Raw genomic sequence first — 20,010 nt, 5'->3', positions numbered from 1 at the left:
AGTTCTACTATTTTTTAAACCAGTTATTTTTAAACTCGCAATCTTTATTGTCTTTATTAATACTAACGTAGGTATCATTAATATGTTCTACCATCCATTTTTGTATAGCATCTACTCTTTTTTGCGTTAATGCTAATTCCTGAATTTTAATATAATCTTGTGCAAAATCCGCTACGTGCTCGTCATACCTATTGGTAATCTTCATTATCTTATACTTTTTTGCACCGCCTTTTTGCTCTACCTCTAAAATTGGCATAGAGATTTCATTATCTTTAATATCTCTAACTTGGTTGTACAACTCTGGTTGCATTTTAGTAAGCTCAAACTTGGTACTAAAATCTTGTGGGTTTCTTAACTGTCCGCCTTCAAATTTTGTTTCCTTTTGATCAGAAAAATTTAAAGCAGCTTCTGCAAATGTTAATTCTCCATCTAAAATTCTCTGTCTTATTTTCTCTAATTCTATCCTAGCTGCTTCTAGTCTTTCATCAGATACTTTAGGGGCCATAAGAATGTGTCTTATATCTCTTTCCTGACCTTTAATTTTTTCTAAGTATATAATGTGATATCCAAACTGTGTTTCAAAAGGTTCAGAAACTTCGCCCTCTTTCAAACTAAAAGCAACGTCTTTAAACTCTTTTACAAAACCCGTTTCTTTGGTAATTTTATAAAAACCACCATTAGACCTAGATCCTTCATCCTCAGATGAAATAATTGCTTTAATTTTAAAACTAGAACCACCTTCTAAAACATCTTCTCTTATTTTATTAAGCTTGTCTATTACTTTTTGTTTTTCTTCATCACTAGCTTCTGGTTGTTTTACAATTTGTGCTATCTCTAACTGTGCACCAAAAACTGGTCTCTCATCCTTTGGTATTTTCTTGTAAAATTGTCTAACTTCTTCTGGAGTAATTTCTATTTCTGCTACAATTTTTTGTTGCATTTTTTCAGACAACATTCTTAGCTTATTTATTTTAAAAAGATCTTCTCTTAATGCTTCCTGAGAATCTTTTTTGTAATACTTAAGCAATTTGTCCATAGAACCAATTTGCCCTACTAAACCTTGTATTTGCCTTTCACTTGTTGCATTTACCTCATCATCAGAAACTAACAAACTATCTTGTACTGCTTGGTGCGCGTACAAACGGTCTTCCATTAATTTACCTAACAAACCACATTTAGTTACATCATCTTCAGACACACCTTGACTACGTAAATCTATCAATGTTTTTTCAATATCAGAATCTAATATTACATGATCTCCTACAACTGCAGAAACACCATCTAATTTTATTCTTTTAAAGTTAGATTTTATAGTGTCTTGCGCTATTTGCACAACATCTTCAACCTGCTCTTGTTCTTGCATTGCATTAGCTGTAAAGCTTACAGTTAATAACATTGCTAGTAAAAAAGTAATGTTGTTATTCTTGTTTTTCATATGTCTCAAATTCCTTATTTTTAATAGCTTCATCTATAATATCTACTTCTAGTTTCCTTAAGTATTCTATTCTTCTACGGTTAAGCAAAACACGTTTAATTGTAGGTGTAATATACTGTAAAGGTGCAGGTTCGTTTTTATCTAACATATCTACAACCTTTGTCAAATATACCCCTAATGAATCTTGCATTTCAAAAAATTGTGATTTTTTTAAATACTGCTTCTCATTTTCTGATGTTAAAGGAGGTATTTCGCTAGTTAACCTAGATGCCTCTACCCAAACAGAATCGTTAAAGTTAACTTTTCTAAACTGTACACTAATAGAGTCTAAATACATTCGGTCTTTTTCAGTAAAACCTTTTAATTTATCTATTACCGCAGACTTATTTATAAACTGTGGTGGTAACTCTACATAACGTACACGCAGAATTTTTTCGTTTAGTTTAAAATTTTCTTTCTCTTTTTGGTAAAAAGCATTTAACTCCTCCTTGCTAATTACCGTATCTTGCTTTTTCTGTACCAAAGCTTCTTTGTAAGCTCCTGTATACAAATCTGTTTTATAATTAGCTACAAGCCTATCAAACTCTGCTAACTGCTCTTCAGACAGGTTTACTTTAGATTTAGACATAAGCAATTGCTTAGATGCCCAATTATTAATATAATTGGTAACTAAGGTTATACTATCTTCTTTAGCTGTGCCTTTAGGCACTAAATCTACTAAGTCTTCTTTGTATAAAAAGTTCTCTCCTACTCTTGCTACTGCTTCTTTATCTTTATCACTAACAAAAACACCTTGGCAAGAGCTAAGTGTTAACGTGCCATAAAGTATTCCTAACAAGAAAACTAACTTATTTGTATGTTGCATAAATTGGTGCATCACGCAAAAATAACAATTAGATGTTGCGATACAAGATTTATTGTAAAATGATTAACACTTTTTAGCATCAAACAATAAAAAAAGTTAATTTTTAACATCAAAAAACTCCTTTAGACCTTAAAAAAGTATTTTTTTATGTGATTTACACTACATTGTTTTCATAAAGAAATAGTAGTTTTACCCTTATTACACCAAATTAACTATTACTAAATGTCTAAAAAAATAAAACTTATTTGGGATTTTAGAGGTCCTGCAGCAGAGAAAACTGCAGAGCACCATGAAATACATTTAAAAGAATTTATTACCGCAGAAAATTTACAATTAAACATTACGGGCTTTAATGCTTTAACAGATATGCATAGTATTGCTTATTTGGTTGTTAACGAGGCTGAAATGATTACTGTTAGAGATGCTTTAAAACCACATAGAGGAGAATTATACACTGCAGAATGAAACATTTTACACTCATTATATGTACGCTAGTGCTACTTTTTTCTTGTAAAGAAAAACAGCAAAAAATAAACCACCCTATTGACTATTTTTTAGCATCTAAAAGTGATAATATAAAAAAGGTTCTGGACAGTATTTCTAAACACGAAGTACAATTTAGATATACCGAGATAAATAAAAAAAACGGATTGTATATAGCCAAAAACTATGATTTTAATACTAATCCTAAAAACTATTTTTACCCTGCTAGCTCTGTTAAATTACCGGTTGCCATTTTAACTTTAGAAAAAATATTTGAGAGTGACAATCTTACTAAGGATACCGAATTTTTTATTGAAGGAGACTCTATTAAAACAACATTTGCCAAAGAAATAATTAAAATATTTGCTGTTAGCGATAATGAAGCCTATAACAGGTTATTTGAGTTTTTAGGTCAGGATTACATTAATAAAAAATTAAAAAAAAAGGGCATTGAAAATGTTAGAATAGCTCATAGATTAGCTACAGAAGATGCTGATAATGTTACCACAAAACCTTTGGTTGTTTATTTAAATGATAGCACTACAACAAACAGCAAAGCCATAATTAACAGCCCTATTTTACCTTTAAACCTCAATAAGATTAAAAAAGGCATTGGTTATATTGATAAAGAAAATATATTACAAAAAGAGGCTTTTGATTTTAGTTTGAAGAATTTTTACAGTATTGAAGCTCAGCAACAAGTTTTGCAACGCGTTATTTACCCAGAATCATTTACAAAAGAACAACAGTTTAATTTGTACTTGGATGATATAGCATTTTTAAAAAACGCAATGAGCAATACTCCTAAAGACGCTGGCTATACTAGTGATTCTTATTATGACAGTTATGTAAAGTTTTTTATGTTTGGTAACACAAAAGACCCTATACCAAACAATATAAAGATATACAATAAGGTTGGTTACGCATATGGTACACTAACAGATTGTGCTTTTATTGAAGACACAGAAAACGATATTAGTTTTATGCTAACAGCAACTATTCTAGTAAATAAAAATGGCGTTTTTAATGACAATAACTACGAGTATGAAACTGTGGGAATTCCATTTTTAGCAGAATTAGGTAGAGAATTTTACAATTACAACCTGCAAAAAAAGCAGAACTAAAAATAACCTATTATACTATTTAACACTTAAACTTGTTATAGTATATAACCAATTAAATTTGTAAACTGTTATATTTCACTGTTTACGGGGTACAAACCAACCTATAGTTATCGCTACATTGCGTGCTACTATAACAACACGTAATTTTTAGGAACCAGCTTATGGCAAACGACCAAGAATATTTAAATAACCTAACCAAGCAGTTTGAAATTCTTTTAAGCAAGCAAGAACACTTTGCTAAAGAACTAATGGTCCTACACAAAGAAATAGAGCGACTTAAAAAAGATGGTATTCCTAAACAAAAAAGTAGTGAAAAGCCTGCAACTATTACAACACCAGAAGTTACCCCTATTACAGAACCTACAGTAGAAAAGCCTACAGTAAAAGAACCTGTTATAGAAGTGACGAAAGATGTTTATAAAGACCCTATTACTGCCCCGCAAAATGCAACTAAACAACCTAAACAAAATATAAAACCTAGAGAAAAAAGAATCTCTAAATCTAAAGGTAAATCTAATATTGAAAAATTTATTGGAGAAAACCTTTTAAACAAAATAGGTATTCTAATAGTTGTTATAGGCGTTGCAATTGGTGCTAAATACTCTATAGAAAACAATTTAATTAGTCCGTTAACAAGAATAATTTTAGGATACTTAACCGGTCTAGGTTTACTTGGTCTTGGAATTAAATTAAAAGAAAAATACACTAGTTACAGTGCTGTTTTAGTAAGTGGCTCTATTGCCATACTCTACTTTATAACGTTTGCTGCCTATAGTTTTTACGATATATTTTCGCAAATACCCGCTTTTGCAATAATGGTATTACTCACCGTATTTACAGTTATTGCCGCTATTAACTACAACAAACAGGCAATTGCACATATTGGCTTGGTTGGGGCATACGCTGTTCCTTTTTTACTTAGTAGTGGATCTGGACAAGTTGGAATTTTATTTACATATATGTCTATAATTAACATAGGCATTTTAACATTGTCATTTAAAAAAGATTGGAAGAGCTTATTCTACTCTGCTTTTATATTTACCTGGTTTATATACGGTTCGTGGTTTTTATTCAGCTATAATTATGACTACTTTACAAAAGCCTTTTTATTCTTATTTATATTTTTCCTGATATTTTACACAACATTTATAGTTAATAAAATAAAAAAGAACCATGCTTTTAACCCTAGCTCTATTTTAATACTTTTAGTAAACTCATTTATCTTTTTTGGTTATGGTTTTTACCTACTAAGTTATAATCAAGATTACAACGGTTATTTAGGCTTATTTACGGTTGCAAATGCGTTGTTGCATTTTATTGCTGGCACTATTTTATACAAACAAAAATTAGCAGATAGTAAGCTTTTATATTTTATATTAGGTATGGTGTTTGTTTTTATCACCATTGCTGTACCTGTACAACTAGACGGTAATTACGTTACTATTTTGTGGATTACTATTGCCGCTTTACTTTTCTGGATTGGCTCATCAAAAGGCGCTCCTATATTAAAGAAAATCTCTTATCCATTAATAATATTATCTCTACTAAGCTTATTTCAAGATTGGGGCACTTACTACTTAGATCATAGTTATTATAGTGATTACGTAGGTAATGTTACTCCACTATTAAACGTAAATTTATTAGGATCTTTACTTAGCATTGCTTCTTTGTATTTCATTTATACAACCAATAAAAAACACAATACCAAAAACAACGTTTTATCTTACATTGCCCCAATAGTATTAATGTTAGTAACATTTAGTAGTTTCTTTGTAGAAATAATACACTACTTTAATTTAGCTCTAGATAAGTCTAAAATTATAATAGACAAAACAGACATTTATAGCAACCCTATTAATTATGACATTAATAGCTTTAGCATACTAACACTTGTATGCTACACCTTGTTATTCTTTTCTATACTAAGTATCATAAATATTAAAAAGATAAAAAACAGAGCATTAGGTATTGCAAACATTAGTATTAACAGTCTTGTTTTATTTATTTCTTTAACAATTGGTCTACTTATTGTAAGTGACTTAAGAGATAGCTATTTAGATCCGTCTGAATATTACAACTCTGGAAGTATGCACCTTGCAGTAAGGTATATACTTTATGCGTTTATAGCACTAATAGTACACTGTACTTACAGCTACACTAAGCAAAGTTTTATGCGCATAAACTTTAAAATTGCGTTTTCTATACTACTTAACATTACTGTACTTTGGATTTTAAGTAGTGAACTTATTAATTGGATAGATTTGTCTGGTGCAGAACAAACATACGGACTAGAGCTAACCATTTTATGGGGGCTATATTCTTTCTTCTTGGTAGCTAAAGGCATCTGGAAAAAAATTAAATACTTACGTATTGGAGGTATTATTTTATTTGGAATCACCATAATTAAGCTATTCTTTTTAGATTTGGCATCTTTAAACACTATATCAAAAACTCTTGTCCTAGTTATATTAGGGCTATTAATTTTAGGAGTTTCATTTTTATACAATAAGTACAAAAACAAAATTTTTGATGAGACAAAAGCAGAATAAATTCACACTATTTTTTTTACTGATCACAGTTGCATTTTACGGTCAAATGCAAAATTATGATGCTAAAATTGAGCTTAAAAATATTAAAGACACCTGGCATACAATTACACTGCCAGACGTTGTTTTCTCTAATACACAGGAACGCTTAAGTGATATTCGTATTTATGGTATAACAGCCAAAAATGATACTATTGAAGCGCCCTACCTGTTAAACTACACATCTCCTAAGCTAAAAACAAAAACGGTAGATTATAAATTACTAAATGCTAGCACTAAAGATGGCGTATATTATTTTACACTTAAAGTACCTTCTAAAGATGCTATTAACCACATAAAACTAAATTTTGAGAATTCTAATTTTGATTGGAAAGTTTTGGTAGAAGCTAGTCATCACCAAAAAAAATGGTTTAAAATATATGATGACTATAGAATTGTTGCCATAAAAAATAGTCAAACCAATTACAGCTTTACAGACATTACATTTCCTGCTGCGGAATTCAGTTATTTTAGAATAGGCATTAAGAGTGATGAAGAACCAATATTAGAAAAAGCTACATTAGAACACCAACAACAGACAGCAGCTAATATTACAGACAGAACAGTAAAATCTTTTAATGTAGTTGAAGATAAAAAAAATAAAAAAACAATAGTAAATATTGCGTTTGATAGAAAAGCACCTACACATCAAATTACCGTAAAGGTTAACAATAAAATAGACTACTACAGACCTATAAAAATTGAGGAACTAATAGACAGTGTTAAAACAGAAAAAGGGTACGTTTACAACTACAATACTCTAAGAATTGGCACATTATCATCTATTGAAAATAACGCATTTACTTTTGATAATACTTTTTCAAAAAAAATAAGAGTTACTATTTTAAATTTTGATAATCAACCTTTAAAAATAGATAATATAAACGCCAAAGGTTACAAATACCAACTAACAGCTAGGTTTACCGAACCAGCTACGTATTATTTAACCTATGGTAACAAAAGTGCCTACGCACCAAATTACGATATTGCACAGCTAAACATAAAAATGCCAGAAGACATTAAAGGCTTAACTCTTGGCTCAGTAACAGAAATTGCAAAAAAAGAAGAAAAAATTCAAGAACCATTATTTACAAATAAAATATGGCTTTGGCTTATTATGGGAATAGTTATGCTTGTAATTGGCTGGTTTTCTTATAAAATGTTAAGTAAAAAACCAGAATAAAAACTTAACATACAACTAGCTCCGTTTTTTTGTAACTTGTGAATCCCCCCATATTTTACAACTTACTTTCTTACGCTTTGTTATGGTATTAAACACTTATTAACCATTAACAAACAAAAATGAAAAAATTAGTAGCAGAATTTATTGGTACGCTTTGGCTTGTCCTTGGCGGATGTGGTAGCGCTGTATTAGCAGCTGCATACACAGAATTAGGAATTGGATTTGCAGGTGTTGCACTTGCTTTTGGATTAACAGTAGTAACTATGGCATATGCAATTGGCCATATATCTGGTTGCCACTTAAATCCAGCAGTTTCTATTGGGTTATGTGTTGGCGGCAGGTTTGATAAAAAAGATCTCTTCCCATACATAATTGCTCAAGTAATGGGCGGTATTGCAGGAGCAGCAATTTTATACGCTATTGTTAGCGGTAAAGAAGGCTTTAATATTGGTGGCTTTGCCTCTAATGGTTTTGGGGAGTTTTCTCCTGGCGGGTACAATATGACATCAGCATTAATTACAGAAATTGCAATGACGTTTATGTTTCTAATAATTATACTTGGCGCAACGCACTCTAAAGCTCCTAAAGGTATGGCTGGTTTAGCTATTGGGCTTGGACTTACACTAATACACTTAATTAGCATTCCTGTGACTAACACATCTGTAAACCCTGCACGTAGTACCAGTCAGGCATTATTTGCACAAACAGATGGTGCTTTACCACAATTATGGCTATTTTGGGTAGCTCCTATAATAGGGGCTATTTTAGCAGGCTTGGTTTACAAATTAATCTCTCCTGAAGAAAAATAAGACTTAAAAAAAAGCAAAAGCCCTAGAAAATTAATTTTCTAGGGCTTTTTTTATACTATAAAGCTAAAATTAAGCTGGCTCTCCGTATAAATCAAAATCTGCCGCTTCCGTAATTTTTATATTTGCATATTCACCTTGTTTCAAATAGTGCTTTGTAGCATCAATTAAAACCTCGTTATCTACGTCTGGCGAATCAAATTCTGTTCTACCAACAAAGTAATTCCCCTCTTTTCTATCAATAATACACTTAAAAGTTTCTCCTATCTTTTCCTGATTTAGCTCCCAAGAAATCTGTGACTGTATTTCCATTATCTGGTTAGCTCTATCTTGCTTTACCTCTTCTGGCACATTATCTTCCAAATTGTAAGCATGTGTATTTTCCTCATGACTATAAGTAAAACAACCTAAGCGCTCAAAACGCATATCTATTACCCACTGTTTTAAGGTTTCAAAATCCTCTTCTGTTTCTCCAGGATAACCAACAATTAAAGTAGTTCTAATAGTCATATTAGGAACTGTAGCCCTAAAATCTTTTAGTAATTTTGTTGTTTTTGCCTGCGTGGTTCCACGACGCATACTTTTTAAAATAGCATCAGAAATATGCTGTAAAGGAATATCTAAATAATTACAAATTTTAGGCTCCTTATTCATTAAATCTAACACATCCATTGGAAAACCAGTAGGAAACGCATAGTGCAAGCGTATCCACTCTATACCTTCTACTTTTACCAAAGCCTCTAAAAGCTCTGCCAAGTTTCTTTTCTTATATAAATCTAAACCGTAGTATGTTAAATCTTGTGCTATAAGTATCAACTCCTTAACACCTTTAGCCGCCAATTTTTCTGCTTCAGTAACTAAATCTTCAATAGGCGTACTCTTATGCTTACCACGCATTAACGGTATTGCACAAAAAGAACAAGGTCTATCACAACCTTCTGCAATTTTTAAATATGCATAGTTTTTTGGTGTTGTAGTTATACGCTCACCTATTAACTCATGCTTATAATCTGCACCTAAAGCTTTTAATAAACTAGGCAACTGACTAGTTCCAAAATACTCATCTACATTAGGAATTTCTTTTACTAGATCTGGCTTGTAACGCTCACTTAAACATCCTGTTACAAAAACCTTATCTACTTCACCTGCTTCTTTTTTCTGTACAAAATCTAAAATAGTGTTAACACTCTCTTCTTTTGCATTATCAATAAAGCCACACGTATTAATTACAACAATATTACCTTCATCTTCATGAGCCACCTCTTTACCGTTAGCTTTTAACTGCCCCATTAGTACTTCAGAATCGTACACGTTTTTAGAGCAACCTAAAGTAACTACGTTAATTTTATTTGTTTTGAGTGATTTTGTGCGCATAATCTATTAAAATTGGCTGCAAAAATACAACTTGCTTAAGGAATGACACCTATATAGAACTAATTTTATGATTTTTACGTTAAACCATTAGCCTTTAATGTTATCTAAAACAAAAAATACAGTAAATGAAAAACAGCAAATACTTTGTTACAGTAATATTATTTTGTTTTCTTTTTGGCTGTTCTACAGACAGTGACACCGCTATTGAAAATATAGATTCTAATAAACTATACTTTCCTCCTATAAATTCTGATGAATGGCAAACAAATTCTATTTCTAATTTAAATTGGAATGAAGACGCCTTACAACCTCTTTTAGATTTTATAGAAACCAATAAGACTAAAGCTTTTTTAATACTTGAAAATGGAAAAATTGTAGTTGAATGGTATGGTAATAATACCGATGCAAACTCTAATTTAGCATGGAACTCTGCTGCAAAAACATTAGTTTCTTTTACTGCCGGAATTGCTATTGAAGAAGGTTTTTTAGATGTTAATTTGCCATCTAGCAATTATTTAGGTACAGGCTGGTCTTCTTTAACAACTACTCAAGAACAAAGCATTACAGTTAAAAATCATTTAACAATGACTACTGGTTTAGATTATACTGTAACTAACAACAACTGCACAGACCCAGAGTGTTTTACTTTTAAAAATTTACCAGGCACATTTTGGTACTATCATAATGGAGCATACACTATTACACATAATATTATAGAAGGAGCCACACAGCAAAATTTTAATACTTATTTTAATAACAAACTAAAAAATATGACTGGTTTGCAAGGCTCTTGGCTACCTTTTGGTTATTTTAAATTATACTATAGCAACGCCAGAAGTATGGCCAGATTTGGTCTTTTAAATCTAAATAAAGGAAATTGGAATGGAACTTCTGTTTTAAAATCTGAAACATATTTTAACGAAATGACTAGTACATCTCAAAACTTAAATAAAGCCTATGGCTATTTTTGGTGGTTAAACGGAAAAGATTCTTACAGACTACCAACATCTGAACAAGAGTATACTGGCAAACTAATTCCTAATGCACCAAATGATTTAATTGCCGGTTTAGGCAAAGACGATCAAAAATTATATGTTATACCAAGCAAAAACTTAGTTATTGTACGTATGGGTGATGCCGCTAATGACGAATTACTTGGTCCATCTAGTTTTGATAATATACTGTGGGAGAAAATAAATAATTTAATTAACTAATTGTAATTTTCTGGTATTTGCCTCGCCTTAAAAGCTGACTCAAAACCAGCAGCATATCTTAACAATTCTGCCTCATTAAATTGTTTAGCTATAAAAGTTAAACTAATTGGCTCTCCTGTTTTTTTATACCCCATTGGCACTGTAATTGCAGGGTATTTAGCTACTGCCGCATAACCAGCGTGGTAATTATTAATAGATAAAATTGCATTTAAATTATGAGCATCCATAGCCTCATTAAAATAACGCCTTCCGCTTTGCTCTAAATTACTTACAATAACAGCCAATTCTTCAACTGTAGTGGTATCTGCTAAAATACCTCTAAATAAGGATTGCCCATAAGGTATTTTTATAACAGAGTCTTTAGCATTAAACGCTACTGCTGATTTTATATCCTGTATTGGTAGTTTATTTTTAGTTTGATTTTTTATGTAAGTTGGCAAATCGTGCTTCATATCAATATTCAAAATACTTAAAAAACCACTCATTGAAACTTCTGGAGGCGTAATTTCGACAATAATACTTCCGTGCTCTCTTAGTTTATCTACCGATGCTCTGTAAATAGAATCTGTAGACAACAAGTTTTTAATCACCCCAAAACGCTTCCCTTTTAAGCTATTATCCGTTAAAGGCGCAGAAAGCACTCCTAATTCTTTTTTAACAGATTTACTATCTGCAGCATCTTTACCCTTCATTGCATCTAATAAAATAGCAGCATCAGGCACATTTTTAGTCATTGGACCAGGAGTATCTAAGGTACTAGAAATTGGCACAATACCAGTTCTACTTAAAAAACCTATTGTAGGCTTTAAACCAACAACCGAGTTTTGACTAGAAGGAGACAATATAGAGCCCGATGTTTCTGTACCTACAGCAGCCACAGCGTAATTTGCCGCCACTGCCGTGCCGCTACCAGCACTAGATCCACCTGTTTCAAAAATTTTTCTACCGTAAGGATTTAATGTTTGTCCACCTACAGCACTATACCCTACCGGACAGCCTGTACATAAAAAATAAGCCCACTCACTTAAATTAACCTTGCCTAAAATTAAAGCTCCGTTTTCTTTTAATCTTTTTACCACAAAGGCATCATCTGTGACATTATTTTTCAAAGCTATAGAACCAGCTGTAGTTAGCATTCCTTTAGTATTTATATTATCTTTTAACAAAATAGGCATACCATAAATAGGGTGCACAACATTAGACTCACCACCTTTCTTCTTTAGCTCATCTAATTTGCGAGCTTGCATTACTACATCTTTATTTAAAGCTACAATAGTGTTTAATGTTGTAGCATTATCCAACTCATACTTATATATACGATACAAATAAAAGAGAACCAATTTCTCATAAGTTAACTCACCATTATCTATATGCTTGCGTAGCGTGTAGATATTTTGTTCTAAAATAAGCGGTTTTAAGGCTTTATATTCTTCGTTGGATAATTTTTGAACCTCAGGATAAAGAGGAAGAAATATTTCATTCTTGTCTATTACTTTAGACTGTATTAATTTGTAACGCATTCTAGGATTAGTATGCTCTGCATTTTCTGCAACTTCTAAAGAATCATTATAAGGCTGCCATAAAACAAGCTCCTTTTTAGCATCTTCTACTTTATTTTTACAAGAAATAACCAGCAGTACTAAAACAACTAAAACATACTTTTTCATTACAAACAGTTTTAAAATAAAAAAACCTCCAAATGGAGGTTTTTACATTACTTTTTTAAATTGAAGAAAGAATCTACAAACTCGAACTTATTAAAAACTTGCAAGTCCTCTATACCTTCCCCTACTCCAATATACTTCACTGGGATTTGAAACTGATCTGAAATACCAATTACCACACCACCTTTTGCAGTACCATCTAGCTTAGTAACTGCTAATGATGTAACCTCTGTTGCCTTAGTAAACTGTTTAGCTTGCTCAAAAGCGTTTTGCCCTGTAGAACCATCTAAAACCAACATTACATCATGCGGAGTATCTTCTACCACCTTGTGCATTACACGTTTTACTTTGGTAAGTTCATTCATTAAATTTACCTTATTATGTAAACGCCCTGCTGTATCTATAATTACGACATCTGCATTTTGTGTTACAGCAGAGCTTAGCGTATCAAAAGCAACAGAAGCAGGATCACTCCCCATTTTTTGCTTTACAATAGGAATATCTACACGATCTGCCCAAACCTGTAGTTGATCTATAGCAGCAGCTCTAAAAGTATCTGCCGCACCTAAAACAACTTTTAATCCTTGTTTTTTAAACTGATAAGCCATTTTACCAATGGTTGTAGTTTTACCAACACCATTAACACCAACAACCATTATTACATATGGTTTTACACCTTTAGGAACCGTAAACTCTGTATCATTACCAGTATTAGTTTCTGATAAAAGTGATGCAATTTCTTCTCGCAAAATTACATTAAGCTCATCTGTACCTAAATATTTATCTTTAGAAACACGTGCCTCTATACGATCTATAATTTTCAAGGTAGTCTCTACTCCAACATCAGAAGTTACTAGAATTTCTTCTAGATTATCTAATACATCATCATCTACCTTAGTTTTACCAGCTACAGCTTTACTTAACTTAGAAAAAAAGCTACTTTTACTTTTCTCTAAACCTTTATCAAGGCTTTCCTTCTTTTTTGAAGAAAATATATTTTTAAATAGACTCATTTTTTATCCTGTAATTTTACCAAAGATATAAAAATAAAAAAAGCCACTTTCTAATGAAAGTAGCTTTATTATCAATACTGTATATTGATATTATTTTTTAGCTAACCACTCGCTTACTAATTCTGGAGCCATAACTGATTCCACAAAAGTGTAAGCTCCTGATTTAGGAGACTTTACCATTTTAATGGCTTTAGTTAATCTCTTTGAGCTGGTCTGTAAACTTGCTACTGTTTTCTTTGCCATAACTTTATAGTTTAACAACTTCCTTACTAAAGGAAATCTAAATTATTTTATTTCTTTATGAACAGTCATCTTCTTTAAAATTGGGTTAAATTTCTTTAACTCAATTCTATCCGGAGTGTTCTTTTTGTTTTTAGTGGTAATGTACCTAGAAGTACCTGGTTGCCCAGACTCTTTGTGCTCTGTACACTCTAAAATAACTTGTATTCTGTTACCTTTCTTTGCCATCTTTATTATTTTTTAAAGAGATTATTTAATAACCCCCTGTGCTTTAGCCTCTTTTAATACTTCAGAGATTCCTTTTTTGTTGATACTCTTAAGAGCTCTTGTAGATACTTTTAAAGTTATCCAACGATCTTCCTCTGGAATGTAAAAACGTTTTTTGGAAAGATTTACATCAAACCTTCTTCTTGTCTTATTAATAGAGAAAGACACGTTATTTCCAAACATTGCTTTCTTTCCAGTGATTTCACAAACTTTTGACATTATGCTAGATTTTGTGTTATTTTAAACAGGCTGCAAATTTATAGCTTTTTTTTGGGTAGACAAAATTCTTTTCATCAAATTTTTAAAATTATTTTACCACCTCTTAAAATGTTGCTATTTAACAACCTAATATTTCTTTATATAATAGCTCTAAAGCCTTATTAATAGCCTTATTTACCACTCTTTCTCTTTGACCTCCTAATTGCTCTTTAATAGCAAATATTTTTGTTGGAGTTGCTATACCAATATAAACAGTACCCACCTCTGCATTAGAATCTCCCTTTGTTGGTCCTGCATTACCTGTTGTTGCAATTGCAAAATCGGTTTTAAGCGCTTTTTGCACATTTGTAGCCATAGCTATTGCAACTTGCTCACTAACCACAGAATACTCTTTAATTAAAGCTTCTGAAACTCCTAAAACATTAATTTTAACTTCTGTTGCATAACAAACCACACTTCCCTTAAAATAAGCTGATGCCCCTGGTATAGAAGTAAATATTTCTGATATTTTGCCTCCCGTAAAACTCTCTGCAGTAGCTAAAGTTTTTCCTTTTTCTGTTAGTAGTTTTGCTGTAGCAACCTCTAAAACATCCTCTCCTTCTTCGCCATAAACTATATCGCCAATTAAAGCTATTAATTTTTGACTCTCATCTTTTATTGCATGTTCTAAAATATCTTTATTTTTTCCAGTACCAGACAAACGCAAGCGTACAGAACCCAAACTTGGCAAATATGCGAGCTTTATAAATACAGGTAACTGGTCTTCCCAAGCCTCTATTTGCTCTGCCAAAGCACTTTCCCCTACACCGTAGGTTATAAATGTTTTATGTATTATATGCGGCCTTTTATACTCTTTTATGATGCGCGGCACAACTTCTTCTGTAATAAGATATCTCATTTCAAAAGGAACACCAGGCATAGACACAAAAACAGTATCATTGTCTTTTATCCACATTCCAGGCGCTGTACCTTTTAAATTGTGTAATACCGTAGCTTTAGACAGTACTTTTGCCTGTTGTTTATTTACTTCTAAAATTGGCTTGTCAGAAAATTTCTTAAACAACTCTTCAACGTGTGCCAATACTTGGTTATTTTGAACCAAAGTATCATTAAAATACTCGCACAATGTATGTTTGGTAATATCATCTTTAGTAGGACCTAAACCTCCTGTAATTAAGACAATATCTACTCTTTTTGAAGCATCTTTTAAAGCAGAAAGAATTTGCTCCTTATTATCTTGTATTGACGTTATTTGATAAACTGTAACACCAATTTTATTTAATTCTTTACCTATAAAGGCCGAATTAGTATCTATAACCTGACCAATAAGTAGCTCATCTCCTATGGTTATTATTTCGGCAAGCATTACAAACTAAAGTCGTTTTTTAATTCTGTTACAACTTGCAAAACATCAATCTTTAACGTTTTAAAAACTTCTTCAATTTTATTAAAATCGCCTTGTTGCTTCCCTAATGATTCTATTTCAAAAGCAGCAGCTCTAGTCTGCTCCATACCTAACAAATCTACATTAGGTTTAATTTTATGTGCCAACTGGTAGGTTGGCTCATAGTCTCTACTTTCAATTGCTTTTTCAAGAAGACCCAAATCTTCAGGCACTTCTTCTAAAAAAACAGATACTACAGAATTGATAAAATCCATATCACCTTCCGCCATTTCATTCAACTTATCAAGACTATAAATCATTTATTTAATATTTAATGTAAACATTTCTTCTCCTTCCAACGTGCCACAAAGATAATCATTAGCATCTACTCTTCCTACACCTGCTGGTGTACCCGTAAATATGATATCTCCTTTTTTTAACATAAAATATTGAGAAACATAAGAGATTAACTCATCTACTTTCCACAACATTAAATTTGTATTTCCTTTTTGTACGATTTTATCATTTTTTAGTAAAGAAAAATTTATATCATCCACGGAAGAAAACTTACTTTTTGGAAGCCATTTACCTATTACAGCTGCACCATCAAAACCCTTTGCTTTTTCCCAAGGTAATCCTTTTTCCTTTAACTTAGATTGAAGATCACGAGCCGTAAAATCTATTCCTAGCCCAATTTCATCATAATAGTTGGGTGCAAATTGAGGCTCTATATGCTTACCTACCTTTTTAATTTTAACCAAAACCTCTACTTCATAATGAATATTATTAGAAAATTCTGGAATATAAAAATCTTGTTCCTTAGGCAATACGGCTGAGTCTGGCTTAATAAAAACGACAGGATCTGTAGGCTTTTCATTAGCCAACTCTTTTATATGATCTGTGTAATTACGACCAATGCAAATTATCTTCATTTTAATTTCTTTTTTTATTGCTTCTCTTTAGAGAGTTTTAGACTTACAGCTGGTATTAAATGCTTAGTATTATCTTTAGACTTCACTTTAAAATCTGTCCACTCACCCATACCATATACCATAACTTTAAAATTTTGGTTTTTATTGTAAACACCTCCAAAGGTAGGAGCAAACCTATCTTCTATAGTTAACTCATTACTAATTGCATCTTTACCCTTTATAGCATACCAATTATATGGCACAAACAACCACTCTAAACCAATATAAACACCTTCTCTTGGCATTTTTATAGTAAAGGCTGATAAATCTATAGAAACAAAATCGTTTTCTGCAAAAGTTTCTAAAATAATGCTTTTATGCAATAAATCGTTAGTTGGCTTTTTAGCCTCTGGGTCTACAGCATAAACACGAATTCTAAATTTAGATGCTCTTCTTTTAAAGCCCTCGTCTTGCTGAAAAAATACAGTAACCTTGTTTATATATTTTTTTGAAGCTCCAATATTTGGGTAGTAAGTTGCCAATACCCAAGGTGTAGAAGAAGATGCAAACCCACTTTTTAAGTCATAACTACCAATAGGGTTTAACACAAAAGAATCTCCAATTGATTTAGCAACAACGACCTCATCTAATTCAAAAGACTCTTCTACCATACCAAACTTTTTATCTGCTACAAGTTGTTTAACAGCTACAATAGTATCTTTAAAACCTAATGAAGATAAGTGTACTTGCTTTTCTAAAAAAGAGTTAGGAACATCAACAAAAAAATACCCTTTTTCATCTGTAGAGGCACCTTTTAAGGTATTTAAAAAACTAACATTTACATAAGGAATTGGCTCTTGTGTTTTAGCATTGTAAATGGTGCCATCTATTAAAATTTCTTGTGCAGATAAGCTAACAACACTAAAAAAGAGCAAAAAAAATAATCTCATTATTTAACTTAACTTATTATTTAACTTACTAAGTTTAATTTGAGTAAGTACCTTTTTTGTATACAATGGAAAATCTGCATTTAATATCCAACCAAAATAACCTGGTTCTTTTTCTAAAACCTCATCTACCTTTTTACCTTTATGTTTACCAAAAGAAAAAGCAGCATCACCATCTTGGTCGATAATAATAAAGCCTGCAAAATCTGCAAACTTTTTACGTGTTGTAAATTCTGATAATTTTTTGATATCGTTTTCCAATTCTGGATAACGGTCTAATTGCGATTTTAAAACCTCAAAAGTAGCATTGGTATCTGCCGCTGCACTATGAGCATTAGTAAGTTCTTTATCGCAATAAAATTTATAAGCCGCCTCTAGAGTTCTTTTCTCCATTTTAAAGAAAATAGTTTGCACATCTACAGAAACTGTATTTTTCATATCAAAATCTACACCTGCACGCAACATTTCCTCCGCTAAAAGAGGTATATCAAACCTGTCTGAATTATATCCTCCTAAATCACAATCTTTTATCATTGCATAAATTTCTTTAGACAATGCTGCAAAAGTAGGCTCGTTTGCCACTTTTTCATTAGAAATACCGTGTACTGCTATTACCTCATCTGGAATTACCATTTCTGGATTAACCAACCACGTTTTACTTTCCTTATTTCCGTTAGGATATATTTTTAAAATGGAAATCTCTACCACTCTATCTTTAGCCACGTTTATTCCTGTTGTTTCTAAATCGAAAAAACAAATTGGGCGTGTTAACTTTAAATCCATTTTACTGTGTTTTAACACAAAGATAAATGAATAGCTACTTTTACAAAAAATAAAATAGGTATAAAAAAAATGCCCTGTAAAAAACAGGGCATTTTATAGTATTATATTGCTTGTGGCTGTTTTAGATTTCTCTATTTACATCCCAAGCCTCTAGGTAATCTGCTACTGCTTTTATAAACATACCACCTAACGCACCATTTACAACACGGTGATCATAACTATGAGATAAGAACATTTTAGAACGTATGCCTATAAAATCTCCTTCTGGAGTTTCTATTACAGATGGCACTTTACGTATGGCTCCTAAAGCTAAAATAGCTACTTGTGGCTGGTTAATAATTGGTGTTCCAAATACACTACCAAATGTACCAACATTTGTTACCGTATATGTACCACCTTGAATATCGTCTGGCTTTAAAGCATTGCTTCTAGATCTGTTTGCCAAATCATTTACAACTTTTGCCATACCAACTAGGTTTAATTGATCTGCATTTTTAATTACAGGTACAATTAAATTACCATCTGGTAAAGCTGCTGCCATACCTATATTTATGTTTTTCTTTTTTATTACAGATTCACCATCAAAAGAAATATTTATTAATGGAAACTTTTTAATAGCAAATGCTACTGCTTCCATAAATATTGGAGTAAACGTTAGTTTCTCCCCTTCTCTTTGCTGAAAAGCGTTTTTATTTTTGTTTCTCCAGTTTACTAGGTTAGTAACATCTACCTCTATAAAACTTTGCACGTGTGCAGATGTAGCAATACTAGCCGTCATATGCTGTGCAATTAATTTACCCATACGAGATAAAGGAACAACCTCATCTCCTGCAGATGCAACAACTGGTGCTGCTTTTGCTGCCGGAGCCTTTGCTGGAGTAGCCTGTGGTGCTGGCGTACTTTTTGGAGCAGCACTACCATTACTACTAGGTGCTGTTCTGTTTTCTACATAATTTAATATGTCAGTTTTGGTAACTCTACCTTCTTTACCTGTACCAGTAATTGCATCTAACTCTGCAATAGCAATACCCTCTTCTTTTGCTATGTTTTTAACTAAAGGAGAATAAAATTTATCTGAATCGCTAAAATCTTGTGATGTTGCAACAGTTTCTTTAGCTACAGCAATAGAACTCTCTATAGCCGCAACCTCTGGTGTATCTTCAACTTTTTCTTCAACCGCAGCTGCACTAGTTTCTGTTGTAGTAGTAACTTCTGCTTCTCCAGAAATTTCTATAATAGCTACAGTTTGTCCAACTTGCACTATATCATCTACGTTAAAAAGTTTTTCAACTAAGACACCCTCTACTTCAGAAGGAACTTCAGAATCTACTTTATCTGTGGCAATTTCAAAAACAGCCTCATCCATCTCTATGGTATCTCCTACTTCTTTTAACCAAGTAGTTAATGTTGCTTCTGCAACACTTTCACCCATTTGAGGTAATTTTAATTCAAATTTTGACATATTACTATTTTAAAAGCAATTTATATACTTAATTTTGCAAAAATACTAATT

The 20,010-nt window shown here is 31.9% G+C and carries 20 protein-coding genes; 6 read left to right on the top strand and 14 right to left on the bottom strand.

Going from position 1 to position 20,010, the window contains the following annotated elements; translation table 11 throughout:
- Positions 1-7: 7 nt before the first annotated feature.
- Both Q4487_RS14065 and Q4487_RS14060 read right to left on the bottom strand, forming a co-directional pair.
- On the bottom strand, positions 8-1,435 hold the full coding sequence (locus tag Q4487_RS14065) for a peptidylprolyl isomerase (protein ID WP_303544773.1): 1,428 nt from the start codon (positions 1,433-1,435) through the stop codon (positions 8-10).
- On the bottom strand, positions 1,419-2,300 hold the full coding sequence (locus tag Q4487_RS14060; RefSeq protein WP_303544770.1) for a peptidyl-prolyl cis-trans isomerase: 882 nt from the start codon (positions 2,298-2,300) through the stop codon (positions 1,419-1,421). Before Q4487_RS14060 ends, Q4487_RS14065 begins: the two co-directional genes overlap by 17 nt.
- 222 nt (positions 2,301-2,522) lie before the next feature.
- Here Q4487_RS14060 and Q4487_RS14055 point away from each other — a divergent pair, with 222 nt between their 5' ends.
- The 5 genes from Q4487_RS14055 to aqpZ all read left to right on the top strand — a co-directional run bounded on the left by Q4487_RS14055 (position 2,523) and on the right by aqpZ (position 8,484).
- The gene (locus tag Q4487_RS14055) at positions 2,523-2,765 is read left to right on the top strand and encodes a hypothetical protein (protein WP_100895180.1); all 243 of its coding nucleotides are present in this window, start codon (positions 2,523-2,525) and stop codon (positions 2,763-2,765) included.
- Positions 2,762-3,907 carry a serine hydrolase gene (locus Q4487_RS14050; protein WP_303544766.1) on the top strand — a complete coding sequence of 382 codons (1,146 nt, stop codon included), beginning with the start codon at positions 2,762-2,764 and terminating at the stop codon, positions 3,905-3,907. The genes Q4487_RS14055 and Q4487_RS14050 overlap by 4 nt, the downstream gene beginning before the upstream one ends.
- 161 nt (positions 3,908-4,068) lie before the next feature.
- Positions 4,069-6,456 carry a DUF2339 domain-containing protein gene (locus Q4487_RS14045; RefSeq protein ID WP_303544763.1) on the top strand — a complete coding sequence of 796 codons (2,388 nt, stop codon included), beginning with the start codon at positions 4,069-4,071 and terminating at the stop codon, positions 6,454-6,456.
- On the top strand, positions 6,437-7,675 hold the full coding sequence (locus tag Q4487_RS14040; RefSeq protein ID WP_303544760.1) for a DUF3999 family protein: 1,239 nt from the start codon (positions 6,437-6,439) through the stop codon (positions 7,673-7,675). The genes Q4487_RS14045 and Q4487_RS14040 overlap by 20 nt, the downstream gene beginning before the upstream one ends.
- Before the next feature lie 119 nt (positions 7,676-7,794).
- A complete protein-coding gene (gene aqpZ / locus Q4487_RS14035; RefSeq protein WP_303544757.1) occupies positions 7,795-8,484 on the top strand; it encodes an aquaporin Z in 690 nt (229 codons plus the stop codon).
- A gap of 69 nt (positions 8,485-8,553) precedes the next feature.
- On the opposite strand, the gene rimO is transcribed toward aqpZ, so the two are convergent.
- Entirely contained in the window at positions 8,554-9,855 is a 1,302-nt protein-coding gene (gene rimO, locus Q4487_RS14030; protein WP_100895175.1) for a 30S ribosomal protein S12 methylthiotransferase RimO, read from the bottom strand.
- Between the two features lie 125 nt (positions 9,856-9,980).
- On the opposite strand from rimO, the gene Q4487_RS14025 reads away from it, so the two are divergent.
- Complete coding sequence (locus tag Q4487_RS14025) at positions 9,981-11,069, top strand: serine hydrolase (RefSeq protein ID WP_303544753.1); 1,089 nt, start codon at positions 9,981-9,983, stop codon at positions 11,067-11,069.
- Here the strand turns inward: Q4487_RS14025 and Q4487_RS14020 are convergent.
- The 11 genes from Q4487_RS14020 to Q4487_RS13970 form a co-directional block, all read right to left on the bottom strand.
- Positions 11,066-12,736 carry an amidase family protein gene (locus Q4487_RS14020; RefSeq protein ID WP_303544750.1) on the bottom strand — a complete coding sequence of 557 codons (1,671 nt, stop codon included), beginning with the start codon at positions 12,734-12,736 and terminating at the stop codon, positions 11,066-11,068. The two genes, Q4487_RS14025 and Q4487_RS14020, sit on opposite strands and share 4 nt — an antisense overlap.
- A 47-nt stretch (positions 12,737-12,783) precedes the next feature.
- On the bottom strand, positions 12,784-13,746 hold the full coding sequence (ftsY, locus tag Q4487_RS14015; protein WP_100895172.1) for a signal recognition particle-docking protein FtsY: 963 nt from the start codon (positions 13,744-13,746) through the stop codon (positions 12,784-12,786).
- A 90-nt stretch (positions 13,747-13,836) separates the two neighbouring features.
- Positions 13,837-13,989: a DUF4295 domain-containing protein gene (locus tag Q4487_RS14010; RefSeq protein ID WP_072304899.1), complete on the bottom strand. Its 153-nt coding sequence runs from the start codon at positions 13,987-13,989 to the stop codon at positions 13,837-13,839.
- 42 nt (positions 13,990-14,031) lie between these two features.
- Positions 14,032-14,214 carry a 50S ribosomal protein L33 gene (gene rpmG / locus Q4487_RS14005; protein WP_024481505.1) on the bottom strand — a complete coding sequence of 61 codons (183 nt, stop codon included), beginning with the start codon at positions 14,212-14,214 and terminating at the stop codon, positions 14,032-14,034.
- A gap of 21 nt (positions 14,215-14,235) precedes the next feature.
- Positions 14,236-14,472, bottom strand: a complete 237-nt coding sequence (gene rpmB / locus Q4487_RS14000; RefSeq protein WP_077400145.1) for a 50S ribosomal protein L28 — start codon at positions 14,470-14,472, stop codon at positions 14,236-14,238.
- Positions 14,473-14,590: 118 nt separating this feature from the next.
- Positions 14,591-15,838, bottom strand: coding sequence for a competence/damage-inducible protein A (locus tag Q4487_RS13995; RefSeq protein WP_303544729.1), 1,248 nt, complete (start codon positions 15,836-15,838; stop codon positions 14,591-14,593).
- Positions 15,838-16,176, bottom strand: coding sequence for an Hpt domain-containing protein (locus Q4487_RS13990; RefSeq protein WP_100895170.1), 339 nt, complete (start codon positions 16,174-16,176; stop codon positions 15,838-15,840). Before Q4487_RS13990 ends, Q4487_RS13995 begins: the two co-directional genes overlap by 1 nt.
- The gene (locus Q4487_RS13985; protein WP_303544726.1) at positions 16,177-16,788 is read right to left on the bottom strand and encodes a fumarylacetoacetate hydrolase family protein; all 612 of its coding nucleotides are present in this window, start codon (positions 16,786-16,788) and stop codon (positions 16,177-16,179) included.
- 14 nt (positions 16,789-16,802) lie between these two features.
- The gene (locus Q4487_RS13980; protein ID WP_303544723.1) at positions 16,803-17,717 is read right to left on the bottom strand and encodes a carboxypeptidase-like regulatory domain-containing protein; all 915 of its coding nucleotides are present in this window, start codon (positions 17,715-17,717) and stop codon (positions 16,803-16,805) included.
- A gap of 3 nt (positions 17,718-17,720) precedes the next feature.
- A complete protein-coding gene (locus Q4487_RS13975) occupies positions 17,721-18,497 on the bottom strand; it encodes a 3'-5' exonuclease (protein WP_100895167.1) in 777 nt (258 codons plus the stop codon).
- A gap of 121 nt (positions 18,498-18,618) precedes the next feature.
- Entirely contained in the window at positions 18,619-19,959 is a 1,341-nt protein-coding gene (locus Q4487_RS13970) for a dihydrolipoamide acetyltransferase family protein (protein WP_303544719.1), read from the bottom strand.
- Positions 19,960-20,010: the final 51 nt, after the last annotated feature.

Source organism: Cellulophaga sp. 3_MG-2023, from assembly GCF_030546975.1.
In the GTDB taxonomy this organism is placed as follows: Bacteria; Bacteroidota; Bacteroidia; order Flavobacteriales; family Flavobacteriaceae; genus Cellulophaga.
This window is presented reverse-complemented; position numbering and strand designations above follow the sequence as displayed.

Bases quoted from the DNA above. Each gene is read 5' to 3' on its own strand.
- Q4487_RS14065 (WP_303544773.1), bottom strand. From the start codon at position 1,435: ATGAAAAACAAGAATAACAACATTACTTTTTTACTAGCAATGTTATTA.
- Q4487_RS14060 (WP_303544770.1), bottom strand. From the start codon at position 2,300: ATGCAACATACAAATAAGTTAGTTTTCTTGTTAGGAATACTTTATGGC.
- Q4487_RS14055 (WP_100895180.1), top strand. From the start codon at position 2,523: ATGTCTAAAAAAATAAAACTTATTTGGGATTTTAGAGGTCCTGCAGCA.
- Q4487_RS14050 (WP_303544766.1), top strand. From the start codon at position 2,762: ATGAAACATTTTACACTCATTATATGTACGCTAGTGCTACTTTTTTCT.
- Q4487_RS14045 (WP_303544763.1), top strand. From the start codon at position 4,069: ATGGCAAACGACCAAGAATATTTAAATAACCTAACCAAGCAGTTTGAA.
- Q4487_RS14040 (WP_303544760.1), top strand. From the start codon at position 6,437: ATGAGACAAAAGCAGAATAAATTCACACTATTTTTTTTACTGATCACA.
- aqpZ (WP_303544757.1), top strand. From the start codon at position 7,795: ATGAAAAAATTAGTAGCAGAATTTATTGGTACGCTTTGGCTTGTCCTT.
- rimO (WP_100895175.1), bottom strand. From the start codon at position 9,855: ATGCGCACAAAATCACTCAAAACAAATAAAATTAACGTAGTTACTTTA.
- Q4487_RS14025 (WP_303544753.1), top strand. From the start codon at position 9,981: ATGAAAAACAGCAAATACTTTGTTACAGTAATATTATTTTGTTTTCTT.
- Q4487_RS14020 (WP_303544750.1), bottom strand. From the start codon at position 12,736: ATGAAAAAGTATGTTTTAGTTGTTTTAGTACTGCTGGTTATTTCTTGT.
- ftsY (WP_100895172.1), bottom strand. From the start codon at position 13,746: ATGAGTCTATTTAAAAATATATTTTCTTCAAAAAAGAAGGAAAGCCTT.
- Q4487_RS14010 (WP_072304899.1), bottom strand. From the start codon at position 13,989: ATGGCAAAGAAAACAGTAGCAAGTTTACAGACCAGCTCAAAGAGATTA.
- rpmG (WP_024481505.1), bottom strand. From the start codon at position 14,214: ATGGCAAAGAAAGGTAACAGAATACAAGTTATTTTAGAGTGTACAGAG.
- rpmB (WP_077400145.1), bottom strand. From the start codon at position 14,472: ATGTCAAAAGTTTGTGAAATCACTGGAAAGAAAGCAATGTTTGGAAAT.
- Q4487_RS13995 (WP_303544729.1), bottom strand. From the start codon at position 15,838: ATGCTTGCCGAAATAATAACCATAGGAGATGAGCTACTTATTGGTCAG.
- Q4487_RS13990 (WP_100895170.1), bottom strand. From the start codon at position 16,176: ATGATTTATAGTCTTGATAAGTTGAATGAAATGGCGGAAGGTGATATG.
- Q4487_RS13985 (WP_303544726.1), bottom strand. From the start codon at position 16,788: ATGAAGATAATTTGCATTGGTCGTAATTACACAGATCATATAAAAGAG.
- Q4487_RS13980 (WP_303544723.1), bottom strand. From the start codon at position 17,717: ATGAGATTATTTTTTTTGCTCTTTTTTAGTGTTGTTAGCTTATCTGCA.
- Q4487_RS13975 (WP_100895167.1), bottom strand. From the start codon at position 18,497: ATGGATTTAAAGTTAACACGCCCAATTTGTTTTTTCGATTTAGAAACA.
- Q4487_RS13970 (WP_303544719.1), bottom strand. From the start codon at position 19,959: ATGTCAAAATTTGAATTAAAATTACCTCAAATGGGTGAAAGTGTTGCA.